Source organism: Mesorhizobium sp. M0030 (assembly GCF_040323695.1).
Taxonomy (GTDB): domain Bacteria; phylum Pseudomonadota; class Alphaproteobacteria; order Rhizobiales; family Rhizobiaceae; genus Mesorhizobium.
Genome location: NZ_JAMYVE010000001.1, coordinates 758,292 through 779,514, shown reverse-complemented (window position 1 = coordinate 779,514; position 21,223 = coordinate 758,292). Strand labels below are relative to the sequence as shown.

Annotated in this window: 21 protein-coding genes; 18 read left to right on the top strand and 3 right to left on the bottom strand. The window is 60.0% G+C overall.

All coding sequences use genetic code 11. The annotated features are described in order from the left end of the window. The first annotated feature begins 71 nt into the window (after nucleotides 1–71). A complete protein-coding gene (gabD, locus tag NKJ80_RS03685) occupies nucleotides 72–1,526 on the top strand; it encodes an NADP-dependent succinate-semialdehyde dehydrogenase (protein ID WP_352497070.1) in 1,455 nt (484 codons plus the stop codon). Between the two features lie 505 nt (nucleotides 1,527–2,031). Here gabD and NKJ80_RS03680 read toward each other — a convergent pair. Next, nucleotides 2,032–2,703 carry a GntR family transcriptional regulator gene (locus tag NKJ80_RS03680; protein WP_352497069.1) on the bottom strand — a complete coding sequence of 224 codons (672 nt, stop codon included), beginning with the start codon at nucleotides 2,701–2,703 and terminating at the stop codon, nucleotides 2,032–2,034. Between the two features lie 133 nt (nucleotides 2,704–2,836). Here NKJ80_RS03680 and NKJ80_RS03675 point away from each other — a divergent pair, with 133 nt between their 5' ends. From NKJ80_RS03675 to NKJ80_RS03615, 13 genes are all read left to right on the top strand, one after another. Further along, nucleotides 2,837–3,424: an amino acid synthesis family protein gene (locus NKJ80_RS03675; protein ID WP_352497068.1), complete on the top strand. Its 588-nt coding sequence runs from the start codon at nucleotides 2,837–2,839 to the stop codon at nucleotides 3,422–3,424. Next, nucleotides 3,417–5,216: an alpha/beta fold hydrolase gene (locus tag NKJ80_RS03670; RefSeq protein ID WP_352497067.1), complete on the top strand. Its 1,800-nt coding sequence runs from the start codon at nucleotides 3,417–3,419 to the stop codon at nucleotides 5,214–5,216. The genes NKJ80_RS03675 and NKJ80_RS03670 overlap by 8 nt, the downstream gene beginning before the upstream one ends. Further along, nucleotides 5,213–6,250, top strand: coding sequence for an LLM class flavin-dependent oxidoreductase (locus tag NKJ80_RS03665; protein ID WP_023697483.1), 1,038 nt, complete (start codon nucleotides 5,213–5,215; stop codon nucleotides 6,248–6,250). The genes NKJ80_RS03670 and NKJ80_RS03665 overlap by 4 nt, the downstream gene beginning before the upstream one ends. Before the next feature lie 10 nt (nucleotides 6,251–6,260). Then, entirely contained in the window at nucleotides 6,261–7,730 is a 1,470-nt protein-coding gene (locus tag NKJ80_RS03660; protein WP_352497066.1) for an aldehyde dehydrogenase, read from the top strand. Nucleotides 7,731–7,790: 60 nt separating this feature from the next. Then, nucleotides 7,791–8,795 carry an ABC transporter substrate-binding protein gene (locus NKJ80_RS03655; RefSeq protein WP_023697485.1) on the top strand — a complete coding sequence of 335 codons (1,005 nt, stop codon included), beginning with the start codon at nucleotides 7,791–7,793 and terminating at the stop codon, nucleotides 8,793–8,795. Nucleotides 8,796–8,854: 59 nt separating this feature from the next. Next, the gene (locus NKJ80_RS03650; protein ID WP_352497065.1) at nucleotides 8,855–9,715 is read left to right on the top strand and encodes an ABC transporter permease; all 861 of its coding nucleotides are present in this window, start codon (nucleotides 8,855–8,857) and stop codon (nucleotides 9,713–9,715) included. 1 nt (nucleotide 9,716) lies between these two features. Further along, on the top strand, nucleotides 9,717–10,517 hold the full coding sequence (locus tag NKJ80_RS03645; protein ID WP_352497064.1) for an ABC transporter permease: 801 nt from the start codon (nucleotides 9,717–9,719) through the stop codon (nucleotides 10,515–10,517). Then, the gene (locus tag NKJ80_RS03640) at nucleotides 10,514–11,590 is read left to right on the top strand and encodes an ABC transporter ATP-binding protein (protein ID WP_023825142.1); all 1,077 of its coding nucleotides are present in this window, start codon (nucleotides 10,514–10,516) and stop codon (nucleotides 11,588–11,590) included. The genes NKJ80_RS03645 and NKJ80_RS03640 overlap by 4 nt, the downstream gene beginning before the upstream one ends. 656 nt (nucleotides 11,591–12,246) lie before the next feature. Then, nucleotides 12,247–12,771, top strand: coding sequence for a hypothetical protein (locus NKJ80_RS03635; protein WP_352497063.1), 525 nt, complete (start codon nucleotides 12,247–12,249; stop codon nucleotides 12,769–12,771). Nucleotides 12,772–12,900: 129 nt separating this feature from the next. After that, a complete protein-coding gene (locus tag NKJ80_RS03630) occupies nucleotides 12,901–13,530 on the top strand; it encodes a tyrosine-type recombinase/integrase (protein WP_352497062.1) in 630 nt (209 codons plus the stop codon). 84 nt (nucleotides 13,531–13,614) lie between these two features. Next, nucleotides 13,615–14,001, top strand: a complete 387-nt coding sequence (locus tag NKJ80_RS03625; RefSeq protein ID WP_352497061.1) for a DUF3768 domain-containing protein — start codon at nucleotides 13,615–13,617, stop codon at nucleotides 13,999–14,001. 6 nt (nucleotides 14,002–14,007) lie between these two features. Continuing rightward, the gene (locus NKJ80_RS03620; protein ID WP_352497060.1) at nucleotides 14,008–15,027 is read left to right on the top strand and encodes a hypothetical protein; all 1,020 of its coding nucleotides are present in this window, start codon (nucleotides 14,008–14,010) and stop codon (nucleotides 15,025–15,027) included. Beyond that, nucleotides 15,027–15,626, top strand: coding sequence for a hypothetical protein (locus NKJ80_RS03615; RefSeq protein ID WP_352497059.1), 600 nt, complete (start codon nucleotides 15,027–15,029; stop codon nucleotides 15,624–15,626). Before NKJ80_RS03620 ends, NKJ80_RS03615 begins: the two co-directional genes overlap by 1 nt. A 4-nt stretch (nucleotides 15,627–15,630) precedes the next feature. Here NKJ80_RS03615 and NKJ80_RS03610 read toward each other — a convergent pair whose 3' ends face one another. Next, nucleotides 15,631–15,852: a helix-turn-helix domain-containing protein gene (locus NKJ80_RS03610; RefSeq protein WP_352497058.1), complete on the bottom strand. Its 222-nt coding sequence runs from the start codon at nucleotides 15,850–15,852 to the stop codon at nucleotides 15,631–15,633. A 152-nt stretch (nucleotides 15,853–16,004) separates the two neighbouring features. Between NKJ80_RS03610 and tolA the strand changes: the two genes are divergently transcribed. After that, entirely contained in the window at nucleotides 16,005–17,486 is a 1,482-nt protein-coding gene (tolA, locus tag NKJ80_RS03605; protein WP_352497057.1) for a cell envelope integrity protein TolA, read from the top strand. A gap of 842 nt (nucleotides 17,487–18,328) precedes the next feature. On the opposite strand, the gene NKJ80_RS03600 is transcribed toward tolA, so the two are convergent. Beyond that, nucleotides 18,329–19,318: an SIR2 family protein gene (locus NKJ80_RS03600; protein WP_352497056.1), complete on the bottom strand. Its 990-nt coding sequence runs from the start codon at nucleotides 19,316–19,318 to the stop codon at nucleotides 18,329–18,331. Between the two features lie 293 nt (nucleotides 19,319–19,611). Between NKJ80_RS03600 and NKJ80_RS03595 the strand changes: the two genes are divergently transcribed. The 3 genes from NKJ80_RS03595 to NKJ80_RS03585 are packed head-to-tail and all read left to right on the top strand — an operon-like array spanning nucleotide 19,612 to nucleotide 21,172. Next, complete coding sequence (locus NKJ80_RS03595) at nucleotides 19,612–19,791, top strand: pyridoxamine 5'-phosphate oxidase family protein (protein WP_352497055.1); 180 nt, start codon at nucleotides 19,612–19,614, stop codon at nucleotides 19,789–19,791. Between the two features lie 59 nt (nucleotides 19,792–19,850). Beyond that, complete coding sequence (locus tag NKJ80_RS03590; RefSeq protein ID WP_352497054.1) at nucleotides 19,851–20,156, top strand: pyridoxamine 5'-phosphate oxidase family protein; 306 nt, start codon at nucleotides 19,851–19,853, stop codon at nucleotides 20,154–20,156. Continuing rightward, on the top strand, nucleotides 20,135–21,172 hold the full coding sequence (locus NKJ80_RS03585) for a YihY/virulence factor BrkB family protein (protein ID WP_352497053.1): 1,038 nt from the start codon (nucleotides 20,135–20,137) through the stop codon (nucleotides 21,170–21,172). The genes NKJ80_RS03590 and NKJ80_RS03585 overlap by 22 nt, the downstream gene beginning before the upstream one ends. Nucleotides 21,173–21,223 lie beyond the last annotated feature (51 nt).

Here is a 21,223-nt window from a genome sequence, read left to right as displayed (position 1 = left end):
GAGGACTGACACATCGAAACGTCTCCAGCAGATACGCTGCAGACGACGTTGGGAACAGGAGGACACGATCCATGCAACTCAAGGACAAGACGCTATTCAGGCAAGCAGCCCTGATCGGAGGATCGTGGGTTGAAGCCGATGCCGCAAATGCCATTGAGGTCAATGACCCTGCTTCAGGCGAGGTGATTGGCATCGTTCCCAAGCTTGGGGCCGCGGAGACGAAAGCCGCCATTGTGGCGGCCGAGAGGGCTCAGAAGGAATGGGCGGTGCGCACCGCGAAGGAGCGAGCCGGTGTCCTGCGTCGTTGGTTCGAACTGATGATGGAGAACCAGGGTGATCTTGGACGTATCCTCACACATGAGCAAGGCAAGCCGCTGGATGAGGCGAAGGGGGAGATCGCGTACGGCGCCAGTTTTGTGGAATGGTTCGCGGAAGAAGCACGCAGGATCTACGGCGATATTGTTCCCGGGCATCAGCGAGACAAGCGTATCCTGGTGATGAAGCAGCCGATCGGCGTGGTGGCGGCGATTACACCTTGGAATTTTCCCAACGCCATGGTCACACGAAAAGCCGGCCCTGCGCTGGCCGCCGGCTGCGCCATGGTGCTTAAACCTGCCTCGCAAACCCCGTTCTCCGCAATCGCTCTTGGCGTCCTTGCGGAGCGGGCCGGCCTTCCAGCCGGGCTGCTTAGCGTCATTACCGGTTCGGCTCGCGAAATTGGCGGGGAGATGACCAGCAACCCTATGGTACGGAAACTCACCTTCACCGGTTCTACCGAGATCGGCGCTGAGCTGTATCGCCAATGTGCTCCGACCATCAAGAAACTCGGGCTGGAACTCGGCGGGAACGCCCCATTCATCGTGTTCGACGACGCCGATCTCGATGCGGCGGTCGAAGGAGCGTTGATAGCAAAATTCCGCAACAACGGTCAGACCTGCATCTGCGCCAATCGCTTCTACGTGCAGGATGCTGTCTATGATGCTTTCGCCAACAAACTTGCCGCCGCTGTCGGCAAACTGAAGATCGGGAACGGGTTCGAGGAAGGGGTTGCGCTCGGGCCACTTATTGATGCACCCGCACTTGCCACGATCGAAGCGCATGTCTCGGACGCCGTTGCGAAAGGAGCACGCATCGTCCATGGCGGGCGGCGCCATGGGCTGGGCGGCACTTTCTATGAGCCTACCGTCCTTGCGGACGTCACCCCGCGAATGTCCGTCGCCAAGGAGGAAACCTTCGGTCCGCTTGCCCCGCTTTTCCGCTTTGCGGACGAGCCGGACGTAATCTCGCAAGCCAATGACACTGAATTCGGCCTCGCCTCTTACTTCTACGCCAAAGATCTGTCGCGAGTGTTTCGCGTCGCTGAGGCACTTGAATACGGAATGGTCGGCGTCAACACCGGGCTGATCTCCACAGCCGAGGCGCCCTTCGGCGGCATCAAGGCCTCCGGTCTGGGCAGGGAGGGGTCGCGCTACGGCATCGAGGAGTTCACTGAAATCAAATACGTGTGTCTCGGTGGCATCACCTAAGAAGGCGTGGCGAGTTCCTCGCGATTTATTGCTGCAGCGGCTTCCGACCCCCTGAAGCAACAGCAAACGCTCGGGGCCACGTTTCCGAAAGCGAAGCTTCATTCGCCGCGCTGCCCGAGACCAAGGGCGCGGGAAAAGGAGTAATAGAAACCTTTCGTTGACTGCAACAGGCTCGATCACTCGAGCACGGGTATCGCTGCAGTCGTGTCCAATGCCTGCTTCGGGCTGCGTGTGCGAGTTGAGCCGGATGGCTTTCGGAAAAAGCAACAACCAGCCGCATCTCTGTCGGGGAGTGCGCGTCTGCTTGGTCGAACTCAATCGTCTAAATGGCTGGCTGCCTGCTATTCGTTTTGCGACCTCCGAAGCGGACAGTCCGCTTGCGGCCCCGAAGCTGCCGGACCGCTTTGCGGCTCAATCTCAGTCGTAAGGTTGCATTTTGTTGCCGGGAAGCAGACATTTTCTGCAAGGCGCTTCGAAGGGTTGGATAGGCTAGGCTCACGCGTTCCTAGACCAGGCGAAGTTTATCTCGAGCGATCTGCCACGCCGATTCGACATGTCGCCGTGCCGCCGCTTCCGCTTCATCGGGCTTGCGCGCCCTTATCGCATCCATGATCTCATTCATCTCGGTGATCGCCGCTTCGCGCCGGTTGGTCGAGACGATTGTCATCGAACGAAGCTGGTTGATGCGGACATTCAGCCCGGAGACGATTTCCCAGGCGACACGCTTGTCGGCGGCCTCGAACAGTGCCTCGTAGAATTTGGTCGTCGCCCGCATCACCGCAGGCGGCGTCGCCGACGCCCACGCATCGAACAAATCCGCCAGCGCCCCTTCGAGCGTTGCCAACTGCTCGCCGGTGGCCGACAGGGCACAGGCTCGGGCCGCGATGCCTTCAAGCAGAGCCCGAAGCTCGTAGATCTCGTCGGTACGGCCGAGGTCCGGCCTGGCGACGGCCGGCCCGTGCCCAGGGATCATCTGCACGAGCCCCTCTGCCTCCAGCTGCCGCAGAACCTCACGCACGACGGAACGGCTGACGCCGAGCTGGTCGCAAAGCGGCCGTTCGACGAGCCTTTCGCCAGGCTGGAAATGGAAATCCATGATCGCTTCGCGCATGCGCTCCAGCGCCAGCGTCCTCAAGGTCTTGGCGCTGCGGTCGATGCGAAGTGTGTCGTCTGGCATGTATGCCTCCTGCGCCCCTACCAAAACAGATTCGACGCCTGGTTGACAAGGTACTTGGCGCTCCATATTATGGTATACCATAAGATGACGGCGGGATTGGACCTCCCGAGGCATCACCTACCCGAGGGATCCAATGCAGACCGCCATTCGTAAGATCGTGACATATACCGAGAACACGCTGATCGAAGGCGGCAAGGCCGCCCCCCGGCCGCTGCGCCTTATCGGCGTCGCCGCGGTGCTGACCAATCCCTGGGCCGGTCGCGGCTTCACCGACGATCTGTCGCCCCAAATCCGAGCCTGTGCGCCGGTGCTGGGGGAGATCCTGACCCGCGAGATCATTGCCGTCGCCGGTTCCGGCGAGGCTATCGAGGGCTATGGCAAGGCCGCCATCTGCGGTACGTCGGGCGAGATCGAGCATGCGTCGGCGCTGATCCACACACTCCATTTCGGCAATCATTATCGGCGTGCCGTCGGCGCCAAGACCTATCTTGCCTTCACCAATCTGCGCGGCGGGCCAAACACGCCGATCATGATCCCGCTAATGGATAAGAATGACGAGGGACGGCGCTCGCATTACCTGACCGTGCATTTCCAGATCGGCGATGCGCCAGCGCCGGACGAACTGGTGGTCGCGCTTGGCGCTTCGATCGGCGGTCGCCCGCATCACCGCATCGGCGACCGCTATCAGGACCTCAAGGAGCTTGGGAACGTGCATGGCTGATGCTTCCGCATGGGCTCGACAGGGCACGGCGCCCGACGGCACCGGCTTCATCCGGGCCGGTGTCGGTACCCCAGTGCTGTTCATCCATGGTGTCGGCATGAACGCTGCGATCTGGCAGCCGCAGCTCGAGCGCATGGCTGGCCGCTTCGACGCGATCGCCATCGACATGCTCGGCCATGGTCAGTCGCCGCTGCCACCGCAAGATCCGGAACTGGCCGATTATGCCGACCAAGCCATTCGCCTCCTCGACCATCTCGGCCTCGACAAGGTATCCGTCGTCGGCCACTCGATGGGTGCACTCGTTGCTCAGGAACTGGCGCTGCGCGCACCGGAGCGCGTCCGCCGCATCGTTTCACTGAATGCCGTGTTCCGGCGTCCACCTGAACTGGCCGAAGCCGTTCGCCAGCGCGCGGTGGCGCTCAACGGCCGCAGCGATACGGCCGGCACGGCACGGACCATCGCCCGCTGGTTCGGCGATCCGGTGCCGGTCGAGTTGGAAGCGGCAGCGCAGAAGACGGCATCCGCACTGAGCGCGGTCGACCCGGAAGGCTATGCCCGCACCTATCGCCTGTTCACTCGTGCCGACGGCGATCATGCTCATCGCCTGCCGACGCTGGCCGTGCCGGCCCTGTTCATGACCGGCTCCGAGGACAGGAACTCTTCACCGGCAATGTCAGCCGCGATGGCACGCCTGGCGCCGCATGGCCGCTGCACGGTACTGCCGGGTGAGAAGCACATGATGGCGGTCGCGGCACCGGACCTCACCACGCGCTGCATCGTTGACTTCCTCACCGAGGACGAAGCGACCGAACAAGACGGCCCTGCGGAAGCGAATACCGGGTTCGACAGCGGCGAATTCCGCCGTGCGCTTGGCTCCTTCCTCACCGGCGTCACCATCGTAACCACGATCGGCCCCGAAGGCGAGCCGCGCGGCTTCACCGCCAACTCCTTCACCTCGGTGTCGCTCGATCCGCCGCTGGTGCTGGTCTGCATCGCACACAAGGCGCTTGGCCATCCCGTCTTCGCGACATCGAAGAGCTTCGCCATCAACGTTCTCAACGAGGGTCAAAAGGCAGCGTCCGGCATCTTCGCCTCGAAAGTGGCCGACAAGTTCGCCGCCGTTGCCTGGCGGCCGGGACGGACCGGCAGCCCTGTGCTGGACGGCTCCGTCGCGTCCTTCGACTGTGACATGGAGCGACTGGTCGAGGCCGGCGATCATTCGATCCTCATTGGGCGCGTCCGCGATTTCGAGCACAATTCCTCGCAGCCGCTCGGCTATTGCCGCGGCGCCTATGTCGCACCCGGCCTCAGCCAGGACGCGCTCGCCGCAACCCAACCCGGCACCGATGTTGGCGCCATCCTCGAAAATGGCGGCCGGATCCTGTTCGTGGAAACCGCGGACGGTTTTGAACTGCCGCGTGGTCGGGGATTGGGCTCGGCCAGCGACGGCAAAAGCCTGCGAGGGCTGCTTGCGGCGAAAGCCATCGAGGCTCAGCTCGGCTTCCTTTTCGCCGTCTGGGACGATGCCGGACCTGTTTCACGCACGCATGTCTACTATCGCGGCACGTTCGACGTGCCCGCTTCCAGCGATCGCGGCATCCGGCTGATCGAGATCGACGCGATCGAAGGATTGAAGATCGCCGATCCGGCGATCCGCTCGATGCTCGCGCGCTATGTCAGGGAATGCTCGGTGGATGCATTCGGTGTCTATGTCGGTAACAATGTCGAAGGCGAGGTCCGGCCGCTCGCCAGCGCCGGCGCTTCCGCCGTCAGTACAGGTGACCAGCGATGAAATTCTCGCTCTTCGTGCACATGGAACGATCGGACCTGGCCAAGCCGCATTCCGAGCTTGTGACCGAGCTAGAAGAACTGGTCCTGCTGGCCGAGCAGGCAGGGTTCGAGACCGCCTGGATCGGCGAGCATCACGGCATGGAATTCACCATCTCGCCGAACCCCTTCATCAACATCGCCTATCTCGCCGCCAAGACCAGCCGCATCCGCCTCGGTACCGGAACCGTGATCGCGCCGTTCTGGCACCCGATCAAGCTTGCCGGCGAAGCCGCGATGGCAGACGTAATCAGCGGCGGCCGGCTCGACATCGGCATCGCGCGCGGCGCCTACAGCTATGAATATCAGCGCATCTTTCCAGGCCTCGACGCCTGGGGGGCCGGCCAGCGCATGCGCGAGATCATACCGGCGATCCGCGGCCTCTGGGACGGCGACTTCGAACTCTCCGGCGAGTTCTGGCAATTCCCGGCCACCACCTCCTCGCCCAAGCCGCTGCAGAAACCGTACCCGCCGATCTGGGTGGCGGCCCGCGACCCGAATTCTCATGATTTCGCCGTCGCCAATGGCTGCAAGGTCCAGGTGACGCCGCTGGCTTCCGGCGATCACGAGGTGACCAGTCTGATGCAGCGCTTCAACGGCGCCTGCACCGCGCATCCCGAGATCGAACGACCGGAAATCATGCTTTTGATGCACACCTTCGTCGCCGAAGACGCGACCGATGCCGATCGCCTCACCCAGGACCTGTCGACTTTCTACTGCCAGTTCGGCGCCTGGTTCCAGAACAAGAAGCCGGTGCATCAAGGCATATTGGAGCCGCTGACGGCGGATGAGATCGCGGCAATGCCGCAATACGCGCCGGACAAGATCAGGCAGAACCTGGTGATTGGCGAGGCTGATGAGGTCATCGCCCGTCTGAAGGCTTATGAGGCGCTCGGCTACGACCAGTATTCGATCTGGATCGACAGCGGCCTTTCGCACCAGCGCAAGATGAAATCGCTGCAATTGTTCATCGACCGGGTGATGCCGGCCTTCCTCTGATCGCGAGCCCATGACCGACGCTGTCTTCAGGAACTTCATCGACGGCCGCTTCGACGAGCCGTCCGCCACGTTCGACAGCGTCGACCCATCGGCCGGGACGGCCTGGGCCAGGATGCCGGCGGCGAGCGAAGCCGATGTCGACCGTGCCGTCGAGGCGGCGCACCGCGCGCTGCGCTCAGACCTGTGGCGAAGGATGACTGCGACAGCGCGTGGAAAACTGCTGGTCAAGCTCGGCGACCTCGTCGCCGCGAATGCCGGGCGCCTTGCAGAACTCGAGACGCGCGACACCGGCAAGATCATCCGCGAAACCCGCGCCCAGATCGCCTATGTCGGCGATTACTACCGCTATTATGGCGGGCTTGCCGACAAGCACGAAGGCGCGCATGTGCCTGTTGACAAGGCGGATCTCGACGTCATCATACGCCGCGAACCGATCGGCGTCGTTGCCGCGGTGGTGCCGTGGAATTCGCAGCTCTTCCTCTCGGCCGTCAAGCTCGGCCCGGCGCTCGCCGCCGGCTGCACCATCGTGCTCAAGGCCTCCGAAGATGGGCCGGCGCCGCTGCTTGCCTTTGCCGAATTGGTTCATGAGGCCGGCTTTCCAGCCGGTGTCGTCAACATCCTCACCGGCTTTGGCCATGATTGCGGCCGGCGCCTGACCAGCCATCCGCTGGTTTCGCGCGTCGCCTTCACCGGTGGTCCGTCGACGGCGCGCGCCGTCGTCAGGAACACGGCGGAAAACCTTGCCTACACCACGCTCGAACTCGGTGGCAAAAGCCCGGTCGTCGTCTTTGCCGACGCCGACCTCGACAGTGCCGCCAATGCGGTGGTCGCCGGCATTTTCGCGGCGACCGGCCAGAGCTGCGTGGCCGGCTCGCGGCTGCTGGTTGAACGTTCGGTGAAGGATGAATTCCTCGCTCGCCTGAAGCGCAAGGCCGAGGCGATTCGCATCGGCGATCCGCAGGATCCGGCGACCGAAATGGGTCCGCTCGCCACGCTGCGGCAGCGCGACTGGATCGAGAAGGTTGTCGCGGAAAGCCTCACCGCGGGCGGCATGCTGGTCACCGGTGGAACACGGCCAGTCGGCAGCGGCTTCTACTACGCACCGACCATCATCGATGCCAACGGCAGCGACCTGCCCTGCGTGCGGGAGGAACTGTTCGGACCGGTGCTCAGCGTGCTTGCCTTCGACAGCGAAGCGCAGGCGCTGGCACTCGCCAATGACACGCCGTTCGGCCTGGCTTCCGGCGTGTTCACCAGCAATCTCGGCAAGGCGCATCGCATGGCGCGCGACATCCATGCCGGCGTTGTCTGGGTCAACACCTATCGCGCCGTATCGCCGCTCGTTCCCTTCGGCGGCTACGGCCTGTCGGGCCTCGGCCGCGAAGGCGGTCTCGACGCCATCAGAGACTACACGCGCTCGAAATCCGTATGGATCAACACCTCGGACGAGCCGATCCCCGATCCCTTCGTCATGCGCTGAGTTGCGCAGGACGCAGGTGCACTGAGAAAAACAAGAACAGACCAACAGAGGAGAATGAGAATGAAATTGATTTTGACCGGCCTGCTGGCCGGACTGCTCGCGGCGACAGCCGCCAAGGCCGATGAGATGGCGTTCACCAGCTGGGGCGGCACCACGCAGGAGGCGCAGACCAAGTCCTGGGCCGCCCCCTTCGAGGCCAGCTCCGGCATTAAGGTTTTGCAGGATGGACCGACCGACTACGGCAAGCTCAAGGCCATGGTCGACGCCGGCAACGTCACCTGGGATGTCGTCGACGTGGAGATGGATTTCGCCATCAAGGCCGCCAAGGACGGACTGCTCGAGCCGATCGACTATGCGGTCGTGCCCAAGACCGATCTCGACCCGCGCTTCAGCAATGAGCATGCCGTCGGCAGCTTCTACTATTCCTTCGTGCTCGCCTGGAACAAGGGCGCCGTCCCGGGCGAACCGGCCGGCTGGGCCGACATGTTCGACACCAAGAAGTTTCCCGGCAAGCGGACCTTCTACAAATGGTCGGCGCCGGGCGTGATCGAGATCGCTCTGCTGGCCGACGGCGTCCCGGCGGACAAGCTCTATCCGCTCGACCTCGACCGTGCCTTCAAGAAGCTCGACACCATCAAGTCCGACATCGTCTGGTGGGGCGGCGGCGCCGAGTCGCAGCAGTTGATCGCCTCCGGCGAGGCCGCCTTCGGGCAATTGTGGAACGGGCGCGTCTTCGCCCTTCAGCAGGACGGCACCGATGTCGGCGTCTCCTGGAACCAGAACCTCACCGCCGCCGACGTGCTCGTCGTGCCGAAGGGTACCAAGAACAAGGCCAGCGCGATGAAGTTCCTTGCCGCCGCCACCAGCCCGACCGGCCAAGCGAAATTCGCCGAAGCAAGCGGCTATGCGCCCATCAACACCAAGGCCAAGGCGGAGATGCCGGCCGATGCCGTCAAGGCCCTGCCAGATGCCCATGTCGAGGGCCAGATCAACCTGGACATGAACTACTGGGCCGAGCATCGCGACGAGATCGCGACGCGCTGGTATGCCTGGCAGACCAAGTAACGCCGTTGCAGACCGACGGGGCGCGGCTTGCGCGCCCCGTTTCGAGACAGGACCGCTCGATGCAAGGAAATTCTTCTAGACGCGGCTCGATCGTCGGCCTGCCGGCCGGCAGTGGCAGCGCCTTGCCGGCCCTGCTCCTGGTCGGGCTGTTCTTTATCGTGCCGGTGGTCGCCCTGCTGCTGCGCAGCGTCACCGATCCCGAACCGGGCTTACAGAACTACGCGGCGCTGTTCGGCAGCGGCACCTATGTGCGGGTGTTCCTCAACACCTTCCTGGTTGCATCGGTCGTCACCGCCGTCACCATCCTGGTGGCGTTCCCCGTCGCCTGGATGCTGGCGATCATGCCGCCTGCCCTGGGCTCGATCGTCTTCGGCATCATCATCCTGTCTATGTGGACGAACCTTCTTACCCGCACCTATGCGTGGATGGTGCTGCTGCAGCGCACCGGTGTGATCAACCGGGCACTGATGGGCCTGGGCATCATTCACGAGCCGCTGCCGCTCATCAACAATCTGGCCGGCGTCACCATCGGCATGGTCTACATCATGCTGCCCTTCATGATCCTGCCGCTGGTCGGCACACTGAGGTCGATAGACCCGATGACGCTGCGCGCGGCAGCCCTTTGCGGCGCAAGCGCGTTCGAGGCCTTCCGCCGCATCCTCTTGCCGCTGTCGCTTCCCGGCGTCGCTGCTGGCGGCCTGATGGTCTTCGTCATGTCGCTTGGCTACTTCGTCACCCCGGCCCTGCTCGGCGGCACATCGAACATGATGCTGGCCGAGATGATCGCCCAGACGGTGCAGTCGCTGCTCAACTGGGGGCTCGGCAGTGCGGCCGCCTTTGTCCTGCTTGCCGTCACCATGGCGCTCTACGCGATCCAGCTTCGCCTGGTTGGAGCCAGGCGCGCCGGGGGAGGGACCTGACATGCTGCTCGACTATGAACGGCTCGGATGGCTGCGCATGGTGCTTGGCGGCTTCACGGCGGCCGTCGCGGCTTTCCTGCTGCTGCCGGTGGTCTTCATCGTGCTCCTGTCATTCGGCTCGTCGCGCTGGCTGGCCTTTCCGCCACCCGGCTGGACGCTGAAATGGTATCAGCAATTACTGGGCGACCCGACCTGGATCGATGCCGCGCTGACCAGTGCCCGAATTGCCGCCATGGCCGCTATCCTCGCCGTCATCATCGGCCTGTTCGCCTCCTTCAGCCTGGTCAGGGGTGAGTTTCGCGGACGCCAGGTCCTGCGCGGCTTGCTGTTGACGCCGATGGTGCTGCCGGTGGTCGTTTTCGCCATCGCCATCTACGCCTTCTTCCTGCGCATCGGCGTTGCCGGCACCACGGTCGGCTTCGTCATCGCCCACACCATCCTGGCGCTGCCTTTCGCCATCATTCCGATCACGGCCGCGCTCGAGGGTTTTGACAAATCCATCGAGGACGCGGCCATCGTCTGCGGCGCCAGCCCGCTGCAGGCGAGGCTTAGGATCACCTTGCCGTCGATCAGGATCGGCATCTTCTCGGCGGCGATCTTCTCTTTCCTGGCCTCATGGGACGAGGTCGTGGTGGCGATCTTCATGGCGAGCCCGAGCTTGCAAACTTTGCCGGTGAAAATCTGGGGCAGCCTGCGCGCCGACCTCAGCCCGGTCGTCGCCGCCGCCTCCAGCCTGCTTGTCGGCTTGACCTTGTGCCTGATGATCGTGACCGCACTCCTTCGCAGAAAATTGTCCAGATGATCCCTCCCTTCCTGTCCATACGCGCAGTAAGAAAGACGTTCGGTGCCTTCGTCGCCGTCCACGACGTCACCATCGATGTGCCCAAGGGCGAGTTCCTGACGTTCCTCGGCCCGTCGGGCTCCGGCAAGTCGACCACGCTGTACGCCATCGCCGGTTTCCAGGATCCGAGCTCGGGCGATGTGCTCCTGGAGGACAGGTCACTGCTTTCGGTGCCGTCGCACAAGCGCAACATCGGCATGGTGTTCCAGCGCTACACCCTTTTTCCGCATCTGAGCGTCGCCGAGAACGTCGCCTTTCCGCTGCGCGTGCGCCGCCGGCCCGACGGCGAGGTCAAGCGCAAGGTTGCCGACATGCTGGCGCTGGTGCGCCTCGAAAACTTCGCCGACCGCCATCCGGGCGCGCTGTCTGGCGGCCAGCAGCAGCGCGTGGCGCTTGCACGCGCGCTGGCCTACGACCCACCGATCCTCTTGATGGACGAACCGCTGTCGGCACTCGACAAGAAGTTGCGCCAGGAGATCCAGGCCGAGATCCGCCGCATCCACCGCGAGACAGGCGTCACGATCCTCTATGTCACGCATGACCAGGAGGAGGCGCTGCATCTTTCGGATCGCATCGCTCTGTTCAGGGAAGGCCGTATCGAACAGATCGGCACCGGTGAGGATCTTTACCTCCGGCCGGCGAGCGAGTTTGTCGCCGGCTTCATCGGCAACTCGAATTTCCTGCCGGCCGAGCATCTGCTAACCGCAGGTGGCGCGTCGACGGTCCGCCTGGCCGACGGCTCGATCGTGACCGGCGTAAAGACGACAACATCCTTTGGTCAAGGCCAAAAGGTGCGCCTGATGGTACGCCCCGAAGCCTTCCGCCTGACGCCCGGGCCAGCGAGCGCAGCACTCGGCGTCGAGATCGTCGATACCGCCTTCTTCGGCGACCGCCGGCGCATCGTGGCGCGCACGGCGGCCGGAGAAGATATCGACGTCAGGCCAACCTCCGATGCAGAGGAAGCGGACAGCGCCATCGCACCGGGTCAACGCATTTTCTTCGATCCTGCGTCGGCATTCCTGTTCCCTGGTTAGGGCTTGGATTGCGCCCTGTCAGGTCGATTCCATTGCGGCATGAAAGTCGGCTTGTGAAAATTCGTGCTTAGAAGCTGACAGTCCCTTTCGGCCCCAGAGCTGACGACGAGATGAGAGTATGCCTGGCGGCGCGATCAGTCTCTAAATTCGCGATCTCTTGCCCATCGTTGCATCTCTCGTACTGTAAGCCTTCGGGTGAAGTGGCATCGGGCCGTTGGTTGGGGCCCGCGTTGACAAGTCGGTCCGTGTTGCCAACTGCCGAAACGCTGACCTACGTAGAAATTGCTGCACAGTACTCTCAAATTCGCAAGCCGCAGCGCAGAACGAAACGCCACTGGTTGCGCCTACCTTATCTCCCTGCCGCTCGGATGATTGCGCCCTAGTTCAATCACTATCTTCGATCGCAAGCCCGAGCATGTGAAAGGGGCGCCTTCAGTGCCCCTTTCCGTTTCGGAAATCGTCGGAAGCTTGCGCTCGGCTCAGAGTAGCCAGTATCAGTTTTTTAATTCACCGGTTAGCCTCTCTGGGGAGCCGTTATTCGGTTTTGCGGCGAAATTTCTCCATTCATATATTCAGTCAAATTTACATCTATATTTGACGTTGTCGTGTGTTCATGCTATGTTCTATTGTGACTAAATAAACAGATGGAGATTGAGATGGAGAAATTTGCCGTTATTCTTGACGGTAGCGTTGAAGGCAGACCGCGTGCGTGCACGTTCGCGGGGGATGCGATTGGCGCAGCTCTTACGGTCGCACATGCGCAGCGTGTCGCCGTAGTAGTCCCGTCGACCGACGAGCTTGCCGTCCTGGCAAAAGAGATACCGGCCGGTCGAGTGTCACCGGCCGGCAAGGTCGTCTGTGCGTTTGTAAAACACGATGTCTACGAAAAGTTCGCGGCTTTGATCGGCACCGAGCACGAGCTGCGACCAGCCGATGCCGGCAGCGTCGCCGACCAGCCTCCCGTCACGGCACCGGCGCAACAGCTGGATCTTTGGTCTAGTATTGTCGTCGGCTCGACTGTGCTTGCCACGGTCGGCCGCGAGGACGGCTGGTGGGAGGCCGTTGTCCTTGCTGCCGATCCCTCCAGCGACCGCTTGACGTTGTCGTGGCGTGATTGGCCGAACCTGCCGTCGTTTAGTACATCGCGGCGCCGCGTAGCGCTTGCTGCACCGAGCGCTTGAACCTCGGTTGCCTTCGGCGGGAACGTCGCCCGCCGAAGGCACATTAATTCCGCCAAAAGGTGATTGTGCAATCTTAAGTTGCGTTTAACTCGTAAATGTGTTATCATGGTTGTGTCAACTGGTTGAGCTTTGTCGAAGATAGCCGGCCGTTTCAACCGCCACCAAACACACAAGGAATTCAACATGCGAGGTCAGCCAGCAAAGTTGCTGCGGCCGTCGGAACTGCGCGCGCTTCTGACTTGGAGCAAGCGAAGCCGACTGCCGCTGAGAAATCGTGTAATCGTACTTTTGAGTTTTCGTGCTGGCCTTCGAGCCTGCGAAATCGCTGCCCTCGATTGGTCGATGGTATCGACAGCGAATGGCAAAATCGCGCTATTGATCGAGTTGCCTGGGTGGGCGGCGAAGAAAGGAAGCGGTCGACGCATTCCGATGCATCCTGAGATCAGCCAGGCGCTCAAGCAACTCGTTCGCGGTGCCGACCTGACCGGGCCAGTCATCGTATCCGAACGCAGAGACCGAATGAGTGCTAAAACCATCGTCAATTGGTTTGCTCGTGTCTATGGCGATCTAAGCCTCGACGGCTGCTCATCACATTCGGGCCGCCGGACATTTATCACCCATGCTGCTCGAATGATCCATAAGGCCGGCGGCTCGTTGCGCGACGTTCAGCAGCTGGCCGGCCACAAGTCGCTGAATACCACCCAATCCTACATCGACGGCGACGCTACCGCCCAACGCAAGCTGATGCGTCTCCTCTAACCCCCACTGACCATCCAATCACCTTCGCCTCGGCAGCAATCGCTGCCGTGCCGCCTTCGCTCGTGCTCAAGAAAGGAAAAGCTCATGACCGAGAAAGACAAGGGAATGTTGCCGGCTGATATCGAAATGATCCGGGGAATGCTCGATGAAAACCTAGTCAAAATCCGTCAACTCAACGACGACCTTAGGATCCGACGTCTCGGCGGAACAATTGTCATTACCGCTGGCATCGCCGGCCTTGGCGCATCGGCCGTAACGAGGATCATTGTCGCAATCGCCGCCTTCGATGCTTTCACGCCTGAGAACGATCCCAACGGTGAGCATGACTGTGCCGTCATGACCGTCGATGGCGTCAAAATCATTTGGAAAATCGACTATTACGACCTGAAACGGCAGTTTCTTTCACCCGATGCCGCCGACCGAAACGTCACCTCTCGCGTCATGACCGTCATGCGCGCCGATGAATATTGAGAGCGCATGACGATGGTGAAAACAATTGACGACGCCCGAGCGATGATGGCAGCGCTGGTCTCCCTGCCGGCCCAGTCAAAACATCATGGCATTGATCCATTGGCGCTCGACCAATCCTCAGATGCGTCAGAGGCAATTGCCAATTCCGATACGTCATGGCTGTACCGATCACTGATTGACGGTTTTAGCTACCAGGGGATCCGTGACTCACACGCCCGCGCTTATATCGAAAAGCACGGCAACGCCGAATGGTACGGCGTCACCGATGCGCTCAGCAGGGAGGGACGTTCCAGCGAGCAGGAGCTCTGCCCGAAGCTGGTCGACTTTGATAGCTATCGCGGTTGCCGTTATCGCAAGGTCGCTCAGACCTGCGCAAATCCCGACAGCCTGGCCACGTGCCCTGTGCCCAAGCTGGCATTGAGGAAGGGTGTTCTTAACGAGCAAGCTTTCTCGCTTTATCTGTTCATCCGCGACGAATGCAGTGGCGATCTAGTTGCCTTCATCGACCGATTGCTCGATGTGACCAACACCGGCGAAGACCCGGTCTCCGCCGGGCGCGAAGAGCTTCTGGCGGCTTTCACGCAAGTCGTTGGCGTCTCACGCAAGCTTGCCGGCATGATGCTCTCACAAATCCTCCTCAACGCTGGTCCCGATCGCGAACGATGGCACGCCGTCGGCGCATCAGTCGTCGTCGTCGACTCGCTGGTGCATAACTTTCTGCACCGGACTGGCATTTTGTCAGCCTATGAAGGCGATCACCTCTATGGTGAACGATGTTACGGCCCGGCGAGCTGCGAGACGATCCTGCGCGACCTGGCAGCCCGGCTATCTACTCCCGCCGGTTCAAGCTCACCTCGATCGCTTCAGCACGCTGTCTGGCGATTTTGTGCTGCCGACCAGCTGGCCGTCTGCAATGGTAACAACATACGCGACACCCTTCCCTGTCAGCTCGAGTGGTGCGGGTTGAAGACCCATTGCAGTCGACTGTCCCTCCGGCCCGCGAAACCCACGACGGAGGAGGTGTGATGGCTCATCTCACTCCTCTTCCCTTTCGACAGGGCGAGCTCGATGGCCTCTGTGGAGTTTATGCTGTCGTAAACGCGATCCGGTTGGTGCTTGGCGTTCAAGCAACTCTTTTACGCCAACGCGATTGGCAAGATCTTTTTGTGGCACTGGTGGAGGCCGTTGATCGGTCAGTAGGGGCGGCCCACGCCGCGTCGAACGGTATTGATACACAGCCTCTAAGGTATTTGTTAAAGGCCGCAATTCTGCATCTGGCGACTGAACACGATCTGACCATCCGAGCCAAATCTATGCTCGGCCGAGACGAACAACCATGTTTTGAAGAGCTCTTGCGTCGGCTCGGCGATTGGGTTGGACAACCAGGTCAGGCCGTAGTGTTGTCAGTCTTCGGCTCGCTCAACCATTGGACGGTGGTCCGCCGTATCAGCCGCAGCTCCCTCGTCCTCTTTGACAGTAGCGGCTATGCGCGGATCTCGCTCGATACGTGCCGCATGGCCCACGAGCGACCGAGGCCCAAAGGACGACAGCACATTATCCCGCACGACGCCATTTTTTGCGTGGGCCGCCATGAATTAAAACGACGCGCAGCACTCAGTGGCTAGGACATCATTTCTTTGTCTTCGGTCGTTTCAAAAGGTCCGAAGCGCCCACGTTTAACGCATTGGCCAGTCGCTCAACTACATCGATTGAAGCGCTGTAGACGTTCCGCTCCAACGAGCTCACATAGGTTCTGTCGAGTTCCGCCCTATGAGCAAGCTCCTCCTGCGAAAGCCCTTGCTCGTGTCTCAGTGCCTTCAAGTTGAAGGCCAGCACCTCTCGTATTGTCATGAACGAGAGAGCAGCGCCTTGTCGAGTATTTCACCACGGAGTATACTCTACATTCCCGCTCTACAGCACCGACCGTCTGCGGCAATTCCAAGTCTCGGCGCGCTCCATCACGGCAAAGCTGCGCAACCTCCTTGATTTCACGGAGAACTAACATGTCGCTTTGGTTTTACGAGCGGGACGGAAAATCCATCGGGCCGGTAGACGAGTCCGAGTTGGCAAGCATCATCGCTGCTGGCGAAGTGGATCCGGAAACTCGCGTCTGGACGGCGGAGTTTGGTACGGAATGGAAAGTCGCCAATCAAACGCGCCTTTTCAGGGATGATCTGTCGGCGCCACCTCTGCCGCAGCTTGTAGAACCTCCGCAGCTAGCTCCGATGATCGGGCGCCAGACTGCTAAGTTTGTGCATCCGGAGCCTTCGGAAATTTACGCATATCTGCTTGCTGGCTCCCCTCTGCTCATCACGGTGCTCGTACTAGCGGCTTGGTTCGCAACCCGCAATCTCGCTGATGGGGCCTTGGCAGCCGTCTATGTCGGAGCGACTCTGGCCACTCTCGTCCTTGCCCTTCGCGACCGTGGTGAACTGGTCAAGACCGGGTTGGCTAAGTCTGACACAATGATGGTTGGCTTCGTTCTCCTGACGCCTCTCATCTACTTCCTCAGGCGCGCAGCGGTGACAAACAGGTCGGCGCAAAAATACATCTGGATCTGGCTTATCTCGCTAGGCGTCTCCTTCATGGCTTCGCCAGAAACCATCCCTCCTCAGCTTGCCTTTCTAACAAGTGCGCAGCCCCCGTCTGCGTCTGCGGCAAGGGTTGGTAACCAGCCATCCAAACCCAAAGCCGAGATCGATAGACAGGTCTTGGACGACCTCGGTTCCAGCATCGTTGATTGCTGGGCTTTTCCGGCGGATGCGAAACGACAGGCATCCGTCCGCATGCGCTTGCTGCCGACGGGAGAGCTTGATGGAAAGCCATCTGAAATTACCGCGGGATCGGCGTCAACAAGGGCGGACGAGGCTTTGCCTGCCTCAGCCGTACGTGCGGTATTAAATTGCGCGCCGTATGCCAATTTCGTCGCAAAGTCGCCAGAGCTTGCGGGCAATGATTTGATTGTCACGCTCGATCCGGTGAGCATTTCATCTCGCGTGCAAGTGGCAGAAGCCGAAAAAAGCGAAGCCATAGGCGCCGTATCACAAGCCGACGCAAGTTCGTCGAACGCGGACGGAGGGTCGGCTGCTCAAAAGTTGCCGCCGTATAACGATATGCGGGAGCTCTTTGCAGAACACCTATTGCTCCTATCCAACCCATTGAATGCTGGAGAAGCCGAAGCGAAGCTGCGGCAGCGAGGGGTCGCTCAAATGACGGCCTTTGTTGCTGATTACACGGAGGAGCCATCATCTTGGCTCATCCAACTCGCTGCCGAGGTTGGACCTGCTCTTACGCCAGGAAAAGGATTCTTCTGTCGTGTGTCCAAAGATGACGCAGAGAGCATCGCGCGGCTGCGGCTGGTCTCGGCTATTCGACCGGGAATTGTCATCTCTGGTGAGCTGGGAGAATATAACTTGGATCTCCCGAATCGCGTGATGTCTATCGTGCTCGACCCGTGCCAGATTGTTGATATCCCTCCCCAGTAAACCAGGTGGGCGCTGTACCTCTAATAAACAGCGCCAATGAACGCATCACTTCCGTGACTATGTAAGTTTTGATCGAAATGGCCAGCTGCATGGTAGTTGGTAGCAAAAGTCGCGAGACGGAGCCGATCGATTGACGGCATTTGTGTAGATTGACCACGAGCACTCATTCCAAGTTCGAGCCATGCAACATCGGGAGGCGGTCAGCCGGAAGAAGCTCGATTGCCACGTCTGGAACGACCCTAATGAGATCCGTGGGCGGTTGAATGCCGCCGCGTCTTCAGCGTTGTTGAAGGGCCTTGCCGTGGCCGTACCGGCTGGAGCCAAGACTACATCTAAATAAGGCAGCTCCGATATCGGCGGACTGTACACTGCGTAAATTGGCGCGGGGCTCACGCGCTCCTCCCAGGGGACGTTGAATGCGAGCGGGAAAGCCACTGACCTCACTTTCGTTCCCACTGCGCTGGACCGGCGCTGTTTCACTGGATGAACGAGGCCGGCTTTCCGGTTGCGTCCGATTTGCGCCTCATCTCGGCCGTCCAGGTTCCCTTAGCCACCGCCTGAAAGCGGACGTCACCGACAGCGAAGTTGAGTTCGAGGTTGCGCCAGGAGCGGACGGTCCTTTTCAGCTATTCGACGCCTGCAAACCAACAGACCAACCGCATCGCTTGTGTCGCGCTTTGACACGTATCACCGGTAGGTGCTGCGGCGATAATCCGCCCTTGGACTTGTCATTCCCAGGAGAATTATTTTCCAAGTACGGTTCGATATCCGAAGCCTGCCAATGAGGTTCCACATCGATAATCTCCGTCGACCGGTCAAATGGGAGCGTTGCAGTGCCGCTCTCAAAGCTTGTGCCGGTTAATATTGTCAACAATGTAGTCTGTTGAGTCGCGATTTATCGATATTAGGTAATTCTTTTTATAAAGATCATCGGCGAATTGATCGTTGTCGACGCTGCCCGACATCAGAAAATTTATCACATCTATATCACGCAAGGCGCGCGGAATAGACGTTGGGGGACTGACCTTTTCCCAAGCTGAAAGATATAGACTAGGGGGCGCAGGGCTGGATAAATCTATGCCATTGATCAATTCCATTAAACCATCAACGCCGATCGGCAGAATGCTGCCGAATTGGGATAGTTTGCGCTCTAAAGAGCGAGACACAGTCTCACCGACGATGAAAAAAATCCGCTCTTTCATCCCTTCGAACGAGTTAAGGACCCTGGCAACATCTAAATCATAGAGGGAATACCCGGCGAACACTATGCAAGGAGATGTGATAATATCATTTCGAAAGCGTTCTCCCCACGCAGATCGAGAGAAGTCGTCGGAGAAATACTGCGCGTCCGTCAGTTTTATTTCTTCTCGGAAATCTTTGAAATCGGCCGATTCGATATAGCCGTTGATATGGACGATCGGTAGAGTCCGGTAGTCGACATCTGAAGGACGTTTATTTGGGTTGTATATCCCAAATGACTTGTTTTTTGCAGAAAGAGAGAGTTCAATAACATTGTCGTAGTTGGTGGTATAAATTTCTTTCCATGGATAATTGCTTATGGATATCTGAGCCGGGGTCTTGAGAAGCTGGAATAGGCCATATTCTCCGTGCTCATCTTGATACAAATCAGACAGTGCGGATAGATCATCCGTGTCTTCGGCCAACGTGTCCTTAAAGAATTTTACCAAACGTCGACCGGTTGGGACGTTCTGTTGGGATCCATCGAGGTTATGGCTGGTTGCGCCCGCCGAAAAGCCTGCGCCAGCGAACAAGAGACACTGTCTTGCGCTGTATGTGCGCATTAAAATGGTTAGTCGATCAATCGCTTCCATCCCGGTCTCCACCCAAGTTTGTTAGCTATCTACTTTGAATCTGGTTGCACGTCATCAGTCTATGAATGCAAAAGAGAGAGTTAGGCCACTTATTGGCATTGGGGTCACCATTTTGGCAACGCGCGCCTTCGACGCGAACCCTCGGTCAGCCTGCCGAACAGCTTTTTCGACACGCTCCAATTGCGGCTTCGCCAGCCTTGAGCCTGCGGAACTCCGCAAGATCTTTCAATCCATTGGAACAGATGCAGTCGGCTGCCGTTTGCTTTCTTTCGCCCGTCTGAAAGGAAGTCCAAATGCCTACCCCTGCCGAGCTCGAAGCCAAGTTCTGGAAGTCGTTGAAATCCGACATGACGATGATGATCGGCCTCGATGGATCGAAGGCTATCCCGCGTCCAATGACCGCTCAGATCGAGGATCAAAACGGACCAATCTGGTTTTTCACAGCCACAGACACTGAACTGGTTGAGGCCTGAAAGCTGGCAGCGGCGCCACGGCCACCTTCACATCAAAGGGCCACGATCTGTTCGCCACCGTGCAAGGGAAGCTTTCGTTGGACAACAACCGCGCGGTCATCGATCGGCTTTGGAATCGTTTCGTCGCTGCCTGGTTCGAAGGCGGGAAAGATGATCCGAAGCTGGCACTGCTCAGGTTCGACCCACAGGAGCCGAGATCTGGCTCGACGGCTCAAGCCTCACGGCAGGCATCAAAATGCTGCTCGGGTTCGATCCGAAAGAGGAATACAAGGACAAAGTCGCCAAAGTGTCCCTCTGAGGAGAGGCAGCTTTTCAGCACCGCGGAGCGGGGGGCCGTTGAGCGATGGGCACCAAGTCCTCGTTAATCGATACCGAAGCGGCCAGTCGTGCCCTGGCAACCTCGGAAGCCAGCAAGGCCGCCATAAGGGCTGAGGACGGGGACCGTGGACGCGATGCGGCCTGGCCGTCACAAATCCCTGCACTCGGCTGGAAGGATATCTTCTGGCGGCTCTGGGAAGAGTTCAACAAGGACCGGGTCTTGCTGGTTGCCGCCGGCGCCACCTTCTATCTGCTGCTGGCGCTGTTTCCGGCGCTGGCGGCATTTATCTCAATCTACGGCTTTGTCGCTGATCCAGTCACAGTCGCGGACCATGTCGCCTATCTCGGCGGATTGCTGCCATCGGGAGGATTGGATCTGATACGCGGGCAGCTGCAGGCCCTGGCCAGTCAGAAACCGGGGGCTCTCGGAACGGGTTTCTTCATCGGCCTTGGGATCGCTCTGTGGAGCGCCAACAGCGGCATGAAGGCGCTCTTCGATGCGATGAACATCGCCTATGAGGAAAGCGAGAAGCGAAGCTTCATCACGCTCAACCTGATGTCGATACTGTTTACGATGGGAGCCCTGGTGATCGGCATTGCGCTGTTGCTGACAGTCGGCGTTGTTCCGGCATTGTTGCGCTTTTTGTACCTCGACGCCTGGACAGAGACCCTTGTTGCCGTATCTCGGTGGCCGATCCTGGTGGGAATAATGCTGACAGGCATTTCCCTGCTCTACCGCTTCGGGCCAAGTCGCGAGCGCGCAAAGTGGCGATGGCTGAGCTGGGGAGCCCTGATTGCGACCGCCGTCTGGATCGGCGCATCGTGGCTGTTCTCGTTCTACCTGCAACATTTTGCCAACTACAACGCCACCTACGGATCGCTGGGCGCGGTCGTTGGCTTGATGATGTGGACATGGATTTCCGTCATCATTCTCATCGCCGGCGCCGCAATCAATGCCGAGATGGAACACCAGACGGCAATCGACTCGACCACGGGTCCCGCTCTGCCGATGGGAGAGCGCGGCGCGGTGGTTGCCGACACTCTGGGCAAGACATCTGACTAAGCGACTGGATTGCTAGCAGCCGACTCGGTGCGCCAGAGCAGGTCGAGTTCG